Origin of the sequence: Psychrobacter sp. Cmf 22.2 (assembly GCF_001921745.1) — a bacterium.
GTDB lineage: Bacteria > Pseudomonadota > Gammaproteobacteria > Pseudomonadales > Moraxellaceae > Psychrobacter.
The window spans coordinates 196,904-212,297 of sequence record NZ_MRYA01000002.1; the positions used below are offsets into that span (position 1 = coordinate 196,904).

The following is a 15,394-nucleotide window of genomic DNA, read 5'->3' on the forward strand; positions in this document are numbered from 1 at the left end:
TAAGATCATGAATGGAATTAATACACTAATTGATGACACAGCCTAAAAAACTCGCTGAAAAAACCACCATAATGCAATTAAAATACTAGCCACTGAACCTGCATAAAATATGATCGTTTTATAAAAACGCGTATGCCGTAGTAACAGCGCTATGGGAAATACCAAGGCGATAAATACAAGTTGTCCTAGCTCTATCCCTATGTTAAAACTTAATAATGCTAGTACACGCTCGCTTGTGGTTAGTGGCAAATCTACAAGTACATTAGCAAAGCCAAAACCGTGAATTAGTCCAAAAAAGAATGCTAGATAGACGGCGCGTACGCGTAGCAAAGGTACTAAGTTGTTTAATGCTGCGAACGCTATGGATAGAGCGATTAAGGATTCAATAAAGCGGGCAGGTATACTGACGATCTGAAGCGCCGCTAAACTCAAGGTAATTGAATGTGCTAATGTAAATGAGGTTGCAATCCAAAAGACTTCAAGTAATGCCGCTTGCGGTTTAGTAACGGCAACCAATGATTTTTGCTTACGTAAGTAGACTGCAGGGATTAGCAGTACAAATAAGAATAATAGATGGTCCCAACCAATCAACAAATGATGAATGCCACTTTTCAAAAAATTCGTTGCCGTGAACAACCAGCCAGATTCAGTCCCTGAACCTAAAGGAGTTTTTCCTACAGCCAACACTTGAAGGGGCGACTCATCACTAGCCCCAGTCAGGATTAAGCGGTGATTGGCATCGATACCTGCTAAGATCTGATAATTTAGATTATCGATTGGGGTAGCACAGTTTATCTCAAAGTCTGTGTATAGGTAATTAAACCCGCCGCGTGTATTAATTGCCAATGGGGCAAAGCTTGCTATCTCGCAGGCTTGCGTACCTGCTTCTAACTTTACTTGGGATTCGATTAGCTGCTTTATGAGTGGCGTTTGCGATTTTACCTCTATCCAACTTACTTTATGATCTTGGTTTGAATCTATATCCACTAGTAAAGCAAGGTCGCGTAATGACAACTCATATTCAGCGTTATAATTAATACTTGCTGTGTCTGTGGAATTGCTCGCTTGAAGGTTCAAGTAAGCGGTACTAGATTCGTGTGCCTGTAGGATCGTGCATGTCATCGCTAGTAACAGCAGCGTCAAGTAACGATAGCTATGATTCCAAAGGCGTCTACTAAGGGCGCTCATAAAGGCTTATCCTTGCTTGAAGTTTGCAGGCCTGAGATTGGGCAGTTTAAACAGTCACTAATTTTACCCAAACGTAGATCACGCTCAAGCGCTGGATATTCAAACTGAGTATCTTTGATGAATTGGCGTATCACTTCAATGTCTTTTTGGCTGCCAGCTTGGATGGCTGCTCTTGTATAAATCTCAATATCAGCTGTTTCGCGCTGCTGTTGCCAGTTGTTTCGAGCCAACTGGAGTGCCGAATCAATTTGATTAGCAAGCATAGCGTAAGTAGCCTGTTCACGCCTGTGTGCATTTTCTTTGCGTATTTGCCACACCTCAGTACGCTCTTGCATGAGTGCTAAGTTTTGTTCAGATTTAGGGTCGCGCAGTTTTATTTGTGCCGCGATAAGCCGCAGTAACAACGCATCTTTGTCAGTATGATCTTTAAGCAGTTGATGCACTTTTTGATACTCTCCTTTACTCAAAAGCCAGTCAGCACGAGCCATAAGTGCAGGCACAGTTTGAGCATCCATAACGCTAAAAACCTCATTAGCAAGAGGAGTATCTTGGCTTCTTAAAGCCGCATCTGCTTGCATCAAATATATCCAGCGAGCGGTTGATGTATCTAGTCCAGGCGCAATGGCCGCCAAGCCACTGAGCGTTTGTTTTGCCTGTTCAAGCTGTCCAGTCATGCTCTGTATCTGGGCTTGACAAGCCAACTCATACACGCGCAATTCAGGGTCAACAAGTTTGTTGCAATAATCGATAGCTTCTTCAAACTGGCCTTGAACAACTAATAGAGAGGAGAGAGTCAAAAGAGCATCTGGATTGGCAGTATCTTTAGTTAATATCTGTTTTAACATCTCTTTTGCTTCAGAGAACTTATGATCTGATTGTAAAGCCCGCGCTCGTAGCATGAGTGTCTCTACGCTTTGATCTGTTAGGTGATCAAGTTGCGCTTTTGCTTGGCCTAGGGCGCGCGGGTCGCCTTGCAAGTAAGCGCGTTCTAATAGCTGGCTGGTCTGTTTAGGATTATTTGTATTTTGGCTAGACAAAAAATCATCTGAGCTGAGGTAGCGTGCAGGCGGTGAATCTGAAGGTAGAGTTTCAAGAATTTGTTGGTCAGTTTTAGGAATAAAAGGTGCAGCATAAAGTAATTGGCAGCTGATGACTAATAAAAACAGTAATTTAATAATGTGCTTAATCCATTGCATAAGTTCTGTCCGTTCAAAACATAAAGGAACACCTGAACAGTAGCCTGATCAGGTGCTCGATTTACCTCATATCAGACTACAATGAGGCGTTGGCGCCCGTCACAGCGACAGGTTCTGCCAAGTTGGCTTCGGGAAGTATGATCCGATCGATGTCCTGTGGCTCATCGGTGTTTACATCTCTACTGACGTCGATGACGGTAGATGTCCTGCTAGCTGCCAATTCCGCTTTAGCTTGATCTATCGCTACTTTACTATCAGCCCGATCTTGCGAGCTAGAATTGTTATTATCATTAAAGCAACCAGAAAGAGCGGCCGATCCGGTGACTAATACTGCTAAAAGTACATAGCGCATCGTATTTCTCCTTGAGTTAGATTCAACTTATCGGCTACCTGGATTAGGGGTGGTTAGATAAGGAAAGACTGAGTCAAACTCGGTAGCGGGTTTAAGTGCACCGTCAGTAAATAGAGCTTTTCCGGCCTTGGCATCAGCAGGGACGCAGGTAACATCTGCTGGCAAGCCCGCGTGACATAAGGCACCCATAGATACCCTCAACGCGATATCAGTAACATCATCACCAGGTCTTCTACCGTTTGGAAATCCTGCAACGTCTTTGCTATTGGCACTAGGTCGACCATCGTTTTGACCAGGGATAATACTAATGACACCTAAGTCGTTTTGATTAGCAGCTGCTACGGCAGGTGTGCTGGTGTTTAAACGCAACATATCTGCTGGTACAACTTTGGCAGGCTTATTGATAGTCGGAACACCTGTCAAAAAGGCAGTGACTAAGTCTTGACGCGGAAAGTTAGTTGGTGCTGGTGCTTGTGGATACAAAGTCTGAATCAACGCAGGCAATGTAGGATAAAAGACATAAGGTGCAAATTTAGCCACATCATCTTTTGGCTCTGAGGCATTAAATTTGTCTTTATCTTTAAGACCGATCACAACTTCGTTTACCAGTGGCATACCGAGCCTTGAAACCTGCGTCCATGCACCGCCTTTTTTCGCTGTGGTACTGATGCCGGATTCAGGAGAAGGATTGACTAAGGTTGCTTGACGGACACTAGCGGTCGTCCAAGCTCCAATGACAGGGTCGTTACCTCATAACTCTACGATGGCTAGATGCTATAGCACTTGCACTAACGCATAATGTCATTGCTGCTATCAAAGCCTTAGTAGTATGTTTCATACGAAATCCTTGTAGAGAAACTTAGTAGGTACTAGCAATTAAAATGATTGAGCGTTACGTGTAATTAATAAGTAACTTAAACTAAACTATTCTTATGACAAATTAAACTAAACTATACACATAAGCAAGACGTCAGTTAGGAAGGTATGGGCAAGTTAATCAATAACAACAGTCAAAAAAGTACTAATTGTATTGTAATTTGTACATCATAATATAAAAATATATACTCTCTACAAGCTATATATTTTTTAGAATTTGATAACGCAAAGTTTCTACTTCTATAAAAATTAAGGAATAGAAGCTTTTTATAGGTAGCAGACTTTAATCAATACTTTAGCTTTTGTAATGAGTTTGATATAAATAATTCTTTGTAAATGAAACGTTTAGAATTTCTACGTTACTCTTAAAGGTGAATATTATTCAGCTTATTCTTATTAACATGAAAATTAATATTGCAAAAAGTGTCAATTTATTAACAATTTATTCTTATTTTCAATCAATTATGATAAAAATGCACATGAATAATAGTATCAATGGTTTGGTACGTTAATGACAGCATCGAATAATAAATAGTGCTCTTTCATTGGATTTTAGCAATTTAGTAAATAAAAATTAATGAAGGACTAATACTTTCAAAAGTATTATAGGTTTATTGATATATATGTATTAGTAAATATATATTTTTTATACCTTTATATTATATGCCTAAATTTAATCTTACTAAAACCCAATAAAACACCGCCAAATAAACTAATTATTTGGCGGTTCTAAAATACAGGGATTAGTTTGCTGATTATAACGAGATTTGTTGAGCTTCGCCTTTTTCAAGTGCAAGTTTAGCAGCAGCAGAAGCAACTGCTAAATCTTGTAAACCAACCCCCGTACCATCGAACAAGGTAATCTCATCATCTGAGCTGCGACCTGGATGCTCACCGTTAATGACGTCACCAAGCGTAGTGATATCACTTTCTTTGATAGCACTAGACTTAATAGCATGCTGAGCTTCACCGAGGCTAATCGATTGAGCGATTTCATCAGTAAAGACAGTAGCAGCGGATATCAAGTTGACATCAACTTCTTGTTTTCCAACAGTATCAGTACCCATACAAGCGATATGTGTACCGGGTTTGATCCACTCTTTCATAAGCAGCGGCTCAAACGCTGAAGTGATGGTAATGATTACATCGGCCTCGCTACATAATTGCTCGCGCTCAACAGATTCAAACGGTACGCCTAGTTCTTCAGCGACTGCTTGTAGGTTTTTAAGACGGTCTTTATTGTTGTTCCAAGCAACTACTTTTTCAAAGTTGCGTTGCTCAAGAGCGGCTCGCAGCTGAAAAGTAGACTGATGACCAGCACCGACCATGCCAAGCACTTTGCTGTCTTTACGTGCTAGATGGGCAATCGATACTGCTGATGCCGCGGCGGTACGTACCGCTGTTAGGTAGTTACCACCGACGAGCGCACGCAATTTACCATTATCTGGATTGAATAAGAAAATCGTTGACTGATGATTGGTCAAGCCCTTGTCAGCATTACCCGGCCAGTAACCTCCTGATTTTAGACCTAGGGATTTACCAGCGCGATCAAAACCTGATTTGAAGCCATATAGCGCATCAGCATAGCCAATTGCTTCACGGATGACAGGGAAGTTATACGCGTCGCCTCGTGACATTGACGCAAAAACATTTTCAACTGCGGTAAAGGCAGAAGGGCGATCAATCACTGATTTGCAAGCGTCTTCTGATACGATCAATAACCCTTCGTCACTATGAACACTATTTGCTTCACTCATGATAAATTCCTTTTTATTATAAGTTCATTAAATAAAAGAGACCGTTGCAGGCTAAAACTACAACAACCCCTTTGAACTAAACTGATAAAATGATACTAATTTAGCTGATAGGTCTTAGTACATTCTACCGCGTGCAGATACTGGCCATACGGTTTCAACTTTACCGTTACGCACACCAACATAAAAATCATGAACGTTACAAGTGGGATCACAATGACCTGGTACCAGTTTTAGTTTTTCATTAATTTTCAGCACGCCATTTGGATCGCTTACTACGCCATGCTCATCTGAACATTTAACATATTCAACATCGTCGCGACCATAGATAAAGGGCAGGCCACTATCAACTGACTGAGCTTTTAGACCTGCATCAACAATGGCTTTGTCAGGTTTTGCATGGCTCATAACGGAGGTTAGGATAAATAACGCATTTTCCCACTCACCAGCGTCAATACGGTTACCGTCTTCATCTAAGATACGACCGTAGTCGGCATCCATAAACGCGTAAGACCCGCACTGTAATTCGTTAAAAACCCCTGAATTACTTTCAAAGTAGTAACTACCTGTACCGCCACCAGAGATAAATTCTGGTTTTAGTCCGATTTCAGTTAATGCATCAATGGCTTCTTGTACTTGATCGATAGCAGCTTGGGTCTTAGCTTTACGATCGCTATAGCTGTCCATGTGCTGCATCGCACCTTGATAGGCTTGAATGCCAGTGAATTTTATATTTTCAGCCGCATCAATCGCTTTAGCAATCTCTATCACTGCTTCTGTCGTCGTGACACCGCAACGTCCTGCACCGCAGTCGATTTCGATGTAGCAGTTAAGCTCGGTGCCTGCTTTGGTTGCAGCAGCTGATAGCTCAGCAACGTTGTCGACATCATCGACACAAACGGTTATTTTTGAGCCCATTTTAGGCAAATTGGCTAAGCGCTCAATCTTGGCTGGATCGCGCACTTGGTTTGAGACCAATACGTCTTTAATACCGCCACGTACGAATACTTCTGCTTCAGAAACTTTTTGACAGCAAACACCAATAGCGCCGCCAATATCTTCTTGTAGCTCTTGGACATCAACCGATTTGTGCATTTTTCCGTGGCTACGGTGACGCATATTATGGTCTTTAGCGTAATCGCCCATTTTTTTGATATTGCGCTCAAGAGCGTCTAGATCTAATATCAAGCAAGGGGTTTGGATATCTGCCTCATCCATACCAACTTTAGCAGGGACGTTAAAACCAACTTCTAATTCTTCAGTAATCATGTTCAAGCTCCATTTGTTTTCATTGATTATATTTACGTAGTTACGGACAATTAATTCCAAGGCAACTTATCAAGATCGACGTTACCACCCGTGATGATGACACCAACCTTTTTACCTACAAAGACGTCTTTGTTCTTTAAGATAACAGCGAGCGGCACGGCACAGCTGGGCTCAATAACGATTTTCATATGTGTCCATATAAGCTTCATCGCTTCAATGATTTCTTGTTCAGTGGCAGTTAAAATATCAGTCACGTAATTGCTGACAAAATGCCAAGTCAAATCTTTAAGCGGTACTTTTAAGCCATCCGCAATAGTATCTGGTGCATCATCAGCGATAATGTGACCGGCTTTAAGTGAGCGCGCGGCATCATCAGCGTTTACCGGCTCTGCCGCATAAATTTTGACATCAGGTGCTAGGTTCGATAGCGTCAAGCAAGTACCTGAAATCATGCCGCCACCACCGATTGGTGCGACTACCATGTCAGGTTTTTGTCCCATCTCTTCCATTTGCTCTAAAAACTCACGTGAGCAGGTTGCTTGTCCAGCGATGACACGTGGGTCGTTGTATGGATGGACAAAATCACCGCCTGTTTCTGCTTGAACTTTGGCAAATACTTCTTCACGTGAAGTGGTTGATGGCTCGCATTCAGTAATGATGCCGCCATAGCCACGTACTGCCGCCTTTTTAGCTTCTGGTGCAGTATATGGCATGACTACATTACAGGGTATGCCGCGCCGACCAGCCGCATAAGATAAAGATAACGCATGGTTACCTGAGCTGTGTGTGCAGACGCCATTTTTTGCTGTTTCATCGGACAAGCCAAACACTGCGTTTGATGCGCCGCGTACTTTAAAAGCACCTGCCTTTTGAAAGTTCTCACACTTAAAGAACATCTCACAGCCTGCCATTTCATTTAAAAACCGCGAGGTTAAAACTGGTGTGCGATGGATATAAGGTTTGATACGCTCATGCGCCTCTACCATATCTTCAAGGGTTGGAATCACTAATCCATCATCGTTTGTTATCATAAAAAATATTCCTTTATTTTTCTGTTTAATCGCCTTTATTTAGTTGTTGCGATAATACTCTTGCGCAGCAGCGACGCCTTGACCCAGTTTAATAGGGTAATCTAGGTCAACCATCGCCATCTCAATAGTGGCAAGCCCTGCTAGTACCATGACTTCGGTCAATGAACCCAAATGTCCTATTCTAAAAGCTTTACCATGCATCTCACCTAAACCGATACCGAAAGATATGCCATATTTATTAAACGCATGATCGGTCAGCTCGTTACTGTCAAAGCCTTCGGGAACATATATTGCGCTAACAGTTTCAGAATATAAGTCAGGAGATGCTGCACATAGCTTAAAGCCCCAAGCGCTTACCGCTTGTCGTACGCCTTCGGCCAAGCGGTGATGACGCGCATAGACATTCTCAAGGCCTTCTTCAAAAAGCATATCGAGGCTTGCTCTCATACCATAAATTAGATTGAGTGGGGGCGTATAAGGAAAGCCACCGTTGGCGTTTGCTTTTAACATATCGCGAAAGTCAAAATAAGTACGGGGCAGTTTAGCCTCATCCATATGACTCAAGGCTTTTTGACTGACGCCTAATATAGCCATGCCAGTTGCGAGCATAAAGCCTTTTTGTGAGCCAGCGACAGCAATGTCTACGCCCCAATCATCCATCTCAAAAGGAACAGAGGCGATTGAGCTGACGCCATCGACGAATAATAAAGCGGGGTGGTCACTGCTATCCATGGCTTTGCGAACGGCGCCAATGTCACTTAAGACACCTGTCGCTGTTTCATTGTGCGTGACCATTACGGCTTTTATTTCGTGCGCTGTGTCTTCGCTCAAAATTGCTTGGAATTGATCAGCGGGAGCGCCCGTACCCCAAGCGCATTCAACGATTTGCACATCAAGGCCGTGACGCTGACACATATCAATCCAGCGATGAGAGAACATACCGTAGCGTGCAATCAGAACTTTATCACCAGGCGATAAAGTATTGCTAATAGCGGCTTCCCAGCCGCCCGTACCACTAGAGGTAAACAGGATGATTTCACCATCTTGCGTACCAAATACTTTTTTACAGTCGGCAAGTACCGGTAAGAAAGTGTCTGAAAAATCAGGCGCACGGTGATCTTGCGTCGGCACGTTCATCGCACGACGTAATCTGTCAGGAATATTGGTAGGACCAGGAATAAAAATTGGGTTTTGTAATGACATAATTTACATCCTTGTAATTGCATATAGAGGGGGGGCAACAGGTGTATAATCAGGATTCATACGAATTTAATGCAAGAGTCTTCCTGACTCATACAGTTTGGTTTGTTTTTTTTAGATTTAAAAAATTAACCATGTCAAAGAAAGGAGTTGCAGGTGATCGGTCACTTTACTACTTACTGCGTTCTTTTTATGGTGTTCTTGCGGTAACGATTTGTACGAAGGATAAACTAAGAGGTCTTGGTTGAAAAAGTGTAGAAACTTATCAACTGATCAAAATATAGCATCAAAAGTAAGTTGTAACAAGGTGTTTTTACATAACCTTTGTGCTAGACTTCTCACAATTATTACAATGACTATTTTGCTTCAAGAGCCAACATTAGGCTCTATGCTGATAAGCTTACTTTGATAGATTTTGTTGTACCAATCGAATAACGATTGCATCACGGTTCCTAATTGCTGACCCGTTACACTCAAATTAGCGTTATTATCTACTATCTTTTGGGCAATGTCTGCTTTAAATTTTGTACGATATAAACTGCTCATTGATTAGAGAGTCTACCAAGTTTATCTTTACAGTGCTTTTAGCAAAACTCAGCTTTTAACTTAATAATAACTGTTTATTTAATTAAATAAACACGTTAAAACCATCGCCTCATTATCAATATTGACAGCTTATAAAAGACATAAGTTTAAACAATTTCTATTGTTCAATGAATGGATAGAAACAACTGCGTATTTCATCTCGTACAATCCTATACCTTTAATAAGAAGACTTTATCATGCTAAACCAACGTCCTTTATATATTCCCTTTGCAGGTCCTGCACTATTAGAAACTCCTTTACTAAATAAAGGTAGCGCCTTTTCACCAGAGGAACGTCATAGTTTTAATTTGACAGGTTTATTGCCTCATGCCATCGAGACGATTGAGGAGCAATCATTACGCGCTTATCATCAACTTAGCTCCTTTACGAGTGATATGGATAAGCATATTTACCTGCGTAATATACAAGATACGAATGAGACTTTATTTCACCATTTGATTGAGCAGCATATTGAGGAAGTGATGCCGCTCATATACACCCCAACGGTTGGCCAAGCTTGCGAAAAGTTCTCTCAGATTTATCGCCGTAAACGTGGTCTATTTGTCTCTTATCCTGAGCGCCATAAAATCGATGACATGCTGCAAAATGCAACCAAGCAAAAAGTAAAAGTGATCGTTGTCACCGATGGTGAGCGTATATTGGGCTTAGGTGATCAGGGGATTGGTGGAATGGGTATTCCAATCGGTAAACTATCGCTATATACGGCCTGTGGTGGTATTAGCCCAGCTTATTGCCTACCAATTTTGTTAGATGTTGGTACCAACAACCAAAAGCTGCTTGACGACCCTATGTATATGGGCTGGAGAAATCCAAGAATTTCTGGCGATGAATACAATGAATTTGTAGACTTGTTCATTCAAGCGGTTAAACGTCGTTGGCCAGAGGTGTTATTACAATTTGAAGATTTCGCCCAGGAAAACGCCACGCCATTATTGAATAAATACCGTAATCAGCTATGTTGCTTTAATGATGATATTCAAGGAACTGCTGCTGTGTCAGTCGGTACATTGATTGCAGCATGTTTAAATAAGGGGCAAAAACTTAGTCAGCAAAAAATAGCCTTTTTAGGGGCAGGATCAGCAGGTTGCGGTATTGCTGAACACATTATTCGCCAGATGCAGCGTGAAGGGTTGACAGAAGAGCAAGCACGCAAACAGGTATTTATGGTTGATCGCTATGGCCTGCTCACTGATGGCATGACAGAATTGCAAGCATTCCAAGTACCGTTAGTACAGAAGGAGTCAGATATTGAACACTGGGATCACAGTCAGCAGCTTGGTTTAGCCCAAGTGGTTGAGCAAGCAAAAATAACGGTATTGTTTGGCGTAAGCGGACAAAAAGGTCTGTTTACACGAAAGGTGATCGAAACGTTATGTGCTAATACTGAAAATCCAATTGTCTTACCGCTTTCAAACCCGACGTCTCGTGTTGAAGCAACACCGCAAGAAGTGACAAGCTGGAGTAAAGGTCGCGCAATTATTGCAACTGGCAGTCCTTTTCCTCATACCACTTTTGAAGGTCAGTCTTTTGAGGTCTCACAATGTAATAACAGCTATATATTTCCAGGTATTGGCTTAGGCGTTTTAGCATCACGTGCGACGGGCATCAGCGATAACATGTTAATGGCTGCAAGCCAAGCACTTGCAGATATCTCAATAGAATATGAAAGAGCGCCAGGTGCAGTATTACCGCCAATCAAATTTATTAGAGAAATCAGTGAAAGGATAGCCTATGCAGTGGCATTGCAAGCGGTTGAAGATAAACTTGCATTACCAGTCACGGCAGAAAATTTAGAACGTCGATTAAAAGCTAATTTTTGGTTACCTAAATACCGCAACTATCGTCGTACCTCCTTCTAGCTAGTAAAAAGTATAGCCAATACTAACTAAAAGTGTTATGTATTTTATATGTAGGTCGCAAAGCTGATAGTAATTTTCTTGCTTGCTGTGCCTGCGCAGACAGAGGCTGCAAAAATTTATATCAGCTTTGCCATAACATCTATAATGAATTAACCATAGCTGCTAGAAAGTCTCTAAAAATTGCTCGAAAAAAGCGCTTATAAAAAAGCCGAATGTTATTAAAAATAGCATTCGGCTTTGCTTGTTATGACAATTCACTAAAAGTTAATCAACAAAACCCCCTTTAAACTCGACGATTCAAAGGGGTTAAACAATGACTAGTCTTAATAAGTCAACATGAGTGGTACGATTGAGATTTTTAATATCTGTATAAGCTATTAAAAAGCGGTTTAGCTTATGTAAATATTGCTTTCAATGGTGTTTTTCATGTGCAGCAAACGCGGAGCGATATCTTCTTCTAGTTTAGTACGGCTTAGAACAAAACTTGGCGCACCGCAATTAAAAGTCAGTAAGCCCTCAGTCGGGTGCAGCATTGCAGTGGCGACAGCATTGACGTCTTTTTGCCATTCACTAATCGAAAAACAATACCCATAATCCTCATAATCTTTAAAGGCTTTGTCCAGTCCTCGCCTAATTTTTAGCCAGTCGTCTTTATACTTACTACGAATAGCATCAAGGATGAATTCTTGCTCAGCAGGCGCCATACTGGCCAAGCACGCTCGTCCCATAGAGCTTAGATGAATAGGTAGGTATGAGCCGACATTGCGCTGCATCGTAGTCGTGCCAGCTCCTTGTACGACATTTAGATATACCATCATGAGTCGATCGCGGGTTGCCATTGCAACTGCACTATCAGCATAATTTGCCAATTCTTCCATGTAGGGGGTAACTAAGTTGTTGATAGAGATGTTTGCCATCATCGTATAGCCAAAACCGAGTACACCAGCAGAGAGCTGGTACTTACTACTGTTTGTTGACTGCTTTAGATATCCTAATTTGACTAAAGTATAAGTAAGGCGTGTAATCGTTCCTTTGGGTATTCCTGTCATCTGACTCAAGTCTTGATTGCCTAAATAAGGGCGCTGCGGGGTAAAGCAACGCAGCAGCTCTAATCCACGCGCCAAAGCGGTGACAAACTGTCTGTCGTTTTTATCTCTCATTTCACTGATTGGCTCTAACAATTCGACGTGTGCTGGATTATCAGAGTTTTCATCCGCAAGGGTTTTATTAGTCATATACGATTTTTTAGTCTCAATTAAGTTTATATGAATATTATAAAGAATACACTACTTGAGGGGCTTTATAAAAAAACAAAAAACATTAGTACGTGAATAGTAGTTTGCCCCTTTGATCATACTATATCAAAGGGGCATCAAAATTCTTAACACAGCCATTATAAGCTATTTCGCTATGCGGTATATGTATTGAATAAAATTATGCCTTTTGTGGATCGTATTGCTTTTCTTTGATAAATAAAGTCGGAATAAGACCACATAAGAAGTATGCGCCTGCCATAAGTAATAAACCTGCACCGATAGAATTTTGCATGGCCATATAACCGATGGCAACAGGTGCAATAACTGAGCCAAGGCGTCCAATGTTGAACGCACCACCAATAGCAGTCCCGCGAATAGCAGTAGGAAAGCTTTCCGTTAAGTAAGTGGCATTGATCGCATAAGGGATACCATATAGGAAACCAAAGGCTATCATCAACCAACCGATATTGTCTGGAGTATGCATATAGACCAATACTGGAATAAATAGGGCGGTGCCCATGGTGCCAAAAGCGAATACTATCTTGCGACCGATTCTATCAGCTACTATACCTGCCACTAATTTAGCAAACATCATGGTCAAATAAGTACCCGCCATATATAGAGCCATCTCCTTAAATTTGATACCCAGCTCAGTCTCTAGATAAGAAGGAAGCCAGTTACTTACACCAAAATAACCAAAGAGTAGTAAACCTGAACTCATGGACCATAAAATGAACATAATGCGATGTTTGGGATTTTCAAAAATTGCTTTGTAAGGGTTTTCTGGTTTTTGGAGCGAGTTTTTTGCGCCACTGAGTTTCAGTGCCCGTGCCTCTTTCCAAGAATTTGGTTCAGGTATAAGAAAGTACATCGCTACTGCGAGAATAATAGGTAGAAACGTTAAGAGATATAAGGTGCGCCAACCATAGCTGGGAATAATCCAGGCAGAGACGCTAGTGATCACTAAAGACCCTAACGTGAAACCTGTCATCAACATCGCAAGCACAGTCGTTCGATGTTGGGTAGGTACCATTTCAGACATCAAAGTATTGGTCGCGATATATAGACTACCAAGACCCAAACAAGCGGTGAACCGTAATGCTATAAACTGCTCATAGCTCTGCACAAATCCACTAAAACCAGATAATAAGGAGAAAAGCGCTGTCGCAAACACGATAACACGCACTCGGCCAAAGCGATCACAAGCCCAACCACCAAAAAATCCACCGATTGCCATGCCGAATAATGACCAACTGCCTAAAGCACCAGCTTGTACGTTGGTCAATCCGAATTCTAGCTTTAGGCTTGAAAGCGTAAAGGCGAGAATACCAATATCAGCGCCATCACATAATAAAACTAAAAAACAAAAAACGAATGCCAATTTCCAAGGTTGTTTTTGTACAGTATCTAAGCCTGGCTTTGAAGTTATAGCAGCACTTTTCACAATATATATCCTTATTGTTGTGATAATAGAAGACTACAGTTAAGGGTAGGGTTTGGTGGTATTAGCATCCTAGCAAACACCTCAATACTCTAATAACGTACATACTTATTAATCAGCGAATAAATATTACTTACTCGCTAGCTTCTTTAATCATGTTGCGGGCAATGATAATTTGCTGAATTTGAGTAGTGCCTTCATACAAACGATATAAGCGCACATCACGATAAAAACGCTCAATGCCATAATCCGCAATATAGCCCGCACCGCCATGAATTTGCACGGCTCTATCAGCCACGCGGCCGCACATCTCGGTGGCAAACATCTTGGCACATGATGATTCGGTCACGACATCTTTACCTTCATCGCGCAGACGTGAGGCATCTAGTACCATAGATTTGGCCGCATAAATCTCAGCTTTTGAATCAGCAAGCATCGCTTGAATCAGCTGAAAATTGGCGATCGGTTGGCCGAACTGTTTACGATCAACGGCATAACGTAGTGCATCATCTAGCATCCGAGTTGCAGCTCCAGTACTGGCTGCAGCGATATGTAGTCGACCTTTGTCAAGTACTTTCATTGCGGTTTTGAAACCAACACCTTCCACGCCCCCAATTAACGCATCAGCAGGCACCACACAATTATCAAAGATAACATCACAAGTATGCGCGCCTTTTTGGCCCATTTTTTTATCAATTTTACCTAGCGTAATACCAGGAGTATCACTCTCAACGATAAATGCTGAGATGCCACCAGCACGTTTATTTTGTGGATCAGTACGTGCCATCACAGTAAATATACCGGCTTCAGGAGCATTGGTAATATAGCGCTTAGTACCGTTAAGCACGTAAGTATCACCATCTCTAATAGCCGTGGTTCTCAAAGATGCAGCATCTGAGCCTGACTCTGGTTCGGTCAAACAAAATGAGCCGATAATCTCACCGCTGGCAAGCCTAGGTAGGTATTTTTGTTTTTGCTCTTCGGTACCATCAATGACTAAACCAGATGAGCCAATACCATTATTTGTCCCTATTAGTGAGCGAAACGCAGGGGAGGTGCGACCCATCTCAAATGCCACGATGACTTCTTCCTCCATAGTCAGGCCAAGTCCACCATAAGCTTCAGGGATAGTAAGACCAAACAGCCCTAATTCACGCATCTGACTAATAATGTCTTCTGGCAGGCGATCGTTCTCTGCTACCCAATCTTCTTTTGGAATCAGCTGATTGTTCACAAATTGACGGACCGTTTGTACGATGTGGTCGAGGACTTCCTTATCTCTGATCATATGATTTTCCTTATTGAGGTATAGATTGATAGCGGCTTTAGACTGCCTTGAATAAATAGCATAGTTGATAGTTTATTA

12 protein-coding genes are annotated in these 15,394 nt (G+C 41.7%); 1 reads left to right on the plus strand and 11 read right to left on the minus strand.

All coding sequences use genetic code 11. The features are described 5' to 3' along the window. Nucleotides 1–42 precede the first annotated feature (42 nt). The 8 genes from BTV98_RS05040 to bhcA form a co-directional block, all read right to left on the minus strand. On the minus strand, nucleotides 43–1,188 hold the full coding sequence (locus BTV98_RS05040) for a HupE/UreJ family protein (protein WP_058369962.1): 1,146 nt from the start codon (nucleotides 1,186–1,188) through the stop codon (nucleotides 43–45). Further along, nucleotides 1,185–2,384: a lipopolysaccharide assembly protein LapB gene (locus tag BTV98_RS05045; protein WP_058369963.1), complete on the minus strand. Its 1,200-nt coding sequence runs from the start codon at nucleotides 2,382–2,384 to the stop codon at nucleotides 1,185–1,187. The genes BTV98_RS05040 and BTV98_RS05045 overlap by 4 nt, the downstream gene beginning before the upstream one ends. A 76-nt stretch (nucleotides 2,385–2,460) precedes the next feature. Then, nucleotides 2,461–2,736 carry a hypothetical protein gene (locus BTV98_RS05050; protein WP_058369964.1) on the minus strand — a complete coding sequence of 92 codons (276 nt, stop codon included), beginning with the start codon at nucleotides 2,734–2,736 and terminating at the stop codon, nucleotides 2,461–2,463. A 27-nt stretch (nucleotides 2,737–2,763) separates the two neighbouring features. Continuing rightward, nucleotides 2,764–3,471 (minus strand): DUF4331 domain-containing protein, encoded by a 708-nt coding sequence (locus BTV98_RS05055; RefSeq protein ID WP_256713857.1) that lies wholly within the window; start codon nucleotides 3,469–3,471, stop codon nucleotides 2,764–2,766. 896 nt (nucleotides 3,472–4,367) lie between these two features. Continuing rightward, nucleotides 4,368–5,369 (minus strand): iminosuccinate reductase BhcD, encoded by a 1,002-nt coding sequence (gene bhcD / locus BTV98_RS05060; RefSeq protein WP_075103065.1) that lies wholly within the window; start codon nucleotides 5,367–5,369, stop codon nucleotides 4,368–4,370. Nucleotides 5,370–5,483: 114 nt separating this feature from the next. Then, the gene (bhcC, locus tag BTV98_RS05065; protein WP_058368524.1) at nucleotides 5,484–6,635 is read right to left on the minus strand and encodes a 3-hydroxy-D-aspartate aldolase BhcC; all 1,152 of its coding nucleotides are present in this window, start codon (nucleotides 6,633–6,635) and stop codon (nucleotides 5,484–5,486) included. Nucleotides 6,636–6,685: 50 nt separating this feature from the next. Next, nucleotides 6,686–7,666, minus strand: coding sequence for a beta-hydroxyaspartate dehydratase BhcB (bhcB, locus tag BTV98_RS05070; protein WP_058368525.1), 981 nt, complete (start codon nucleotides 7,664–7,666; stop codon nucleotides 6,686–6,688). A 39-nt stretch (nucleotides 7,667–7,705) separates the two neighbouring features. Then, nucleotides 7,706–8,869, minus strand: a complete 1,164-nt coding sequence (gene bhcA, locus BTV98_RS05075; protein ID WP_058368526.1) for an L-aspartate--glyoxylate aminotransferase BhcA — start codon at nucleotides 8,867–8,869, stop codon at nucleotides 7,706–7,708. A 779-nt stretch (nucleotides 8,870–9,648) separates the two neighbouring features. Here bhcA and BTV98_RS05085 point away from each other — a divergent pair. Further along, a complete protein-coding gene (locus tag BTV98_RS05085; protein WP_058369239.1) occupies nucleotides 9,649–11,331 on the plus strand; it encodes an NAD-dependent malic enzyme in 1,683 nt (560 codons plus the stop codon). Between the two features lie 389 nt (nucleotides 11,332–11,720). Here the strand turns inward: BTV98_RS05085 and BTV98_RS05090 are convergent, their stop codons facing one another. From BTV98_RS05090 to BTV98_RS05100, 3 genes are all read right to left on the minus strand, one after another. Then, nucleotides 11,721–12,566 carry an IclR family transcriptional regulator gene (locus BTV98_RS05090; RefSeq protein ID WP_075103066.1) on the minus strand — a complete coding sequence of 282 codons (846 nt, stop codon included), beginning with the start codon at nucleotides 12,564–12,566 and terminating at the stop codon, nucleotides 11,721–11,723. 199 nt (nucleotides 12,567–12,765) lie between these two features. Further along, complete coding sequence (locus tag BTV98_RS05095; RefSeq protein ID WP_058368719.1) at nucleotides 12,766–14,031, minus strand: MFS transporter; 1,266 nt, start codon at nucleotides 14,029–14,031, stop codon at nucleotides 12,766–12,768. A gap of 130 nt (nucleotides 14,032–14,161) precedes the next feature. Further along, nucleotides 14,162–15,316: an acyl-CoA dehydrogenase family protein gene (locus BTV98_RS05100; RefSeq protein ID WP_058368720.1), complete on the minus strand. Its 1,155-nt coding sequence runs from the start codon at nucleotides 15,314–15,316 to the stop codon at nucleotides 14,162–14,164. Nucleotides 15,317–15,394: the final 78 nt, after the last annotated feature.

Bases quoted from the DNA above. Each gene is read 5' to 3' on its own strand.
- BTV98_RS05040 (WP_058369962.1), bottom strand. From the start codon at position 1,188: ATGAGCGCCCTTAGTAGACGCCTTTGGAATCATAGCTATCGTTACTTG.
- BTV98_RS05045 (WP_058369963.1), bottom strand. From the start codon at position 2,384: ATGCAATGGATTAAGCACATTATTAAATTACTGTTTTTATTAGTCATC.
- BTV98_RS05050 (WP_058369964.1), bottom strand. From the start codon at position 2,736: ATGCGCTATGTACTTTTAGCAGTATTAGTCACCGGATCGGCCGCTCTT.
- bhcD (WP_075103065.1), bottom strand. From the start codon at position 5,369: ATGAGTGAAGCAAATAGTGTTCATAGTGACGAAGGGTTATTGATCGTA.
- bhcC (WP_058368524.1), bottom strand. From the start codon at position 6,635: ATGATTACTGAAGAATTAGAAGTTGGTTTTAACGTCCCTGCTAAAGTT.
- bhcB (WP_058368525.1), bottom strand. From the start codon at position 7,666: ATGATAACAAACGATGATGGATTAGTGATTCCAACCCTTGAAGATATG.
- bhcA (WP_058368526.1), bottom strand. From the start codon at position 8,869: ATGTCATTACAAAACCCAATTTTTATTCCTGGTCCTACCAATATTCCT.
- BTV98_RS05085 (WP_058369239.1), top strand. From the start codon at position 9,649: ATGCTAAACCAACGTCCTTTATATATTCCCTTTGCAGGTCCTGCACTA.
- BTV98_RS05090 (WP_075103066.1), bottom strand. From the start codon at position 12,566: ATGACTAATAAAACCCTTGCGGATGAAAACTCTGATAATCCAGCACAC.
- BTV98_RS05100 (WP_058368720.1), bottom strand. From the start codon at position 15,316: ATGATCAGAGATAAGGAAGTCCTCGACCACATCGTACAAACGGTCCGT.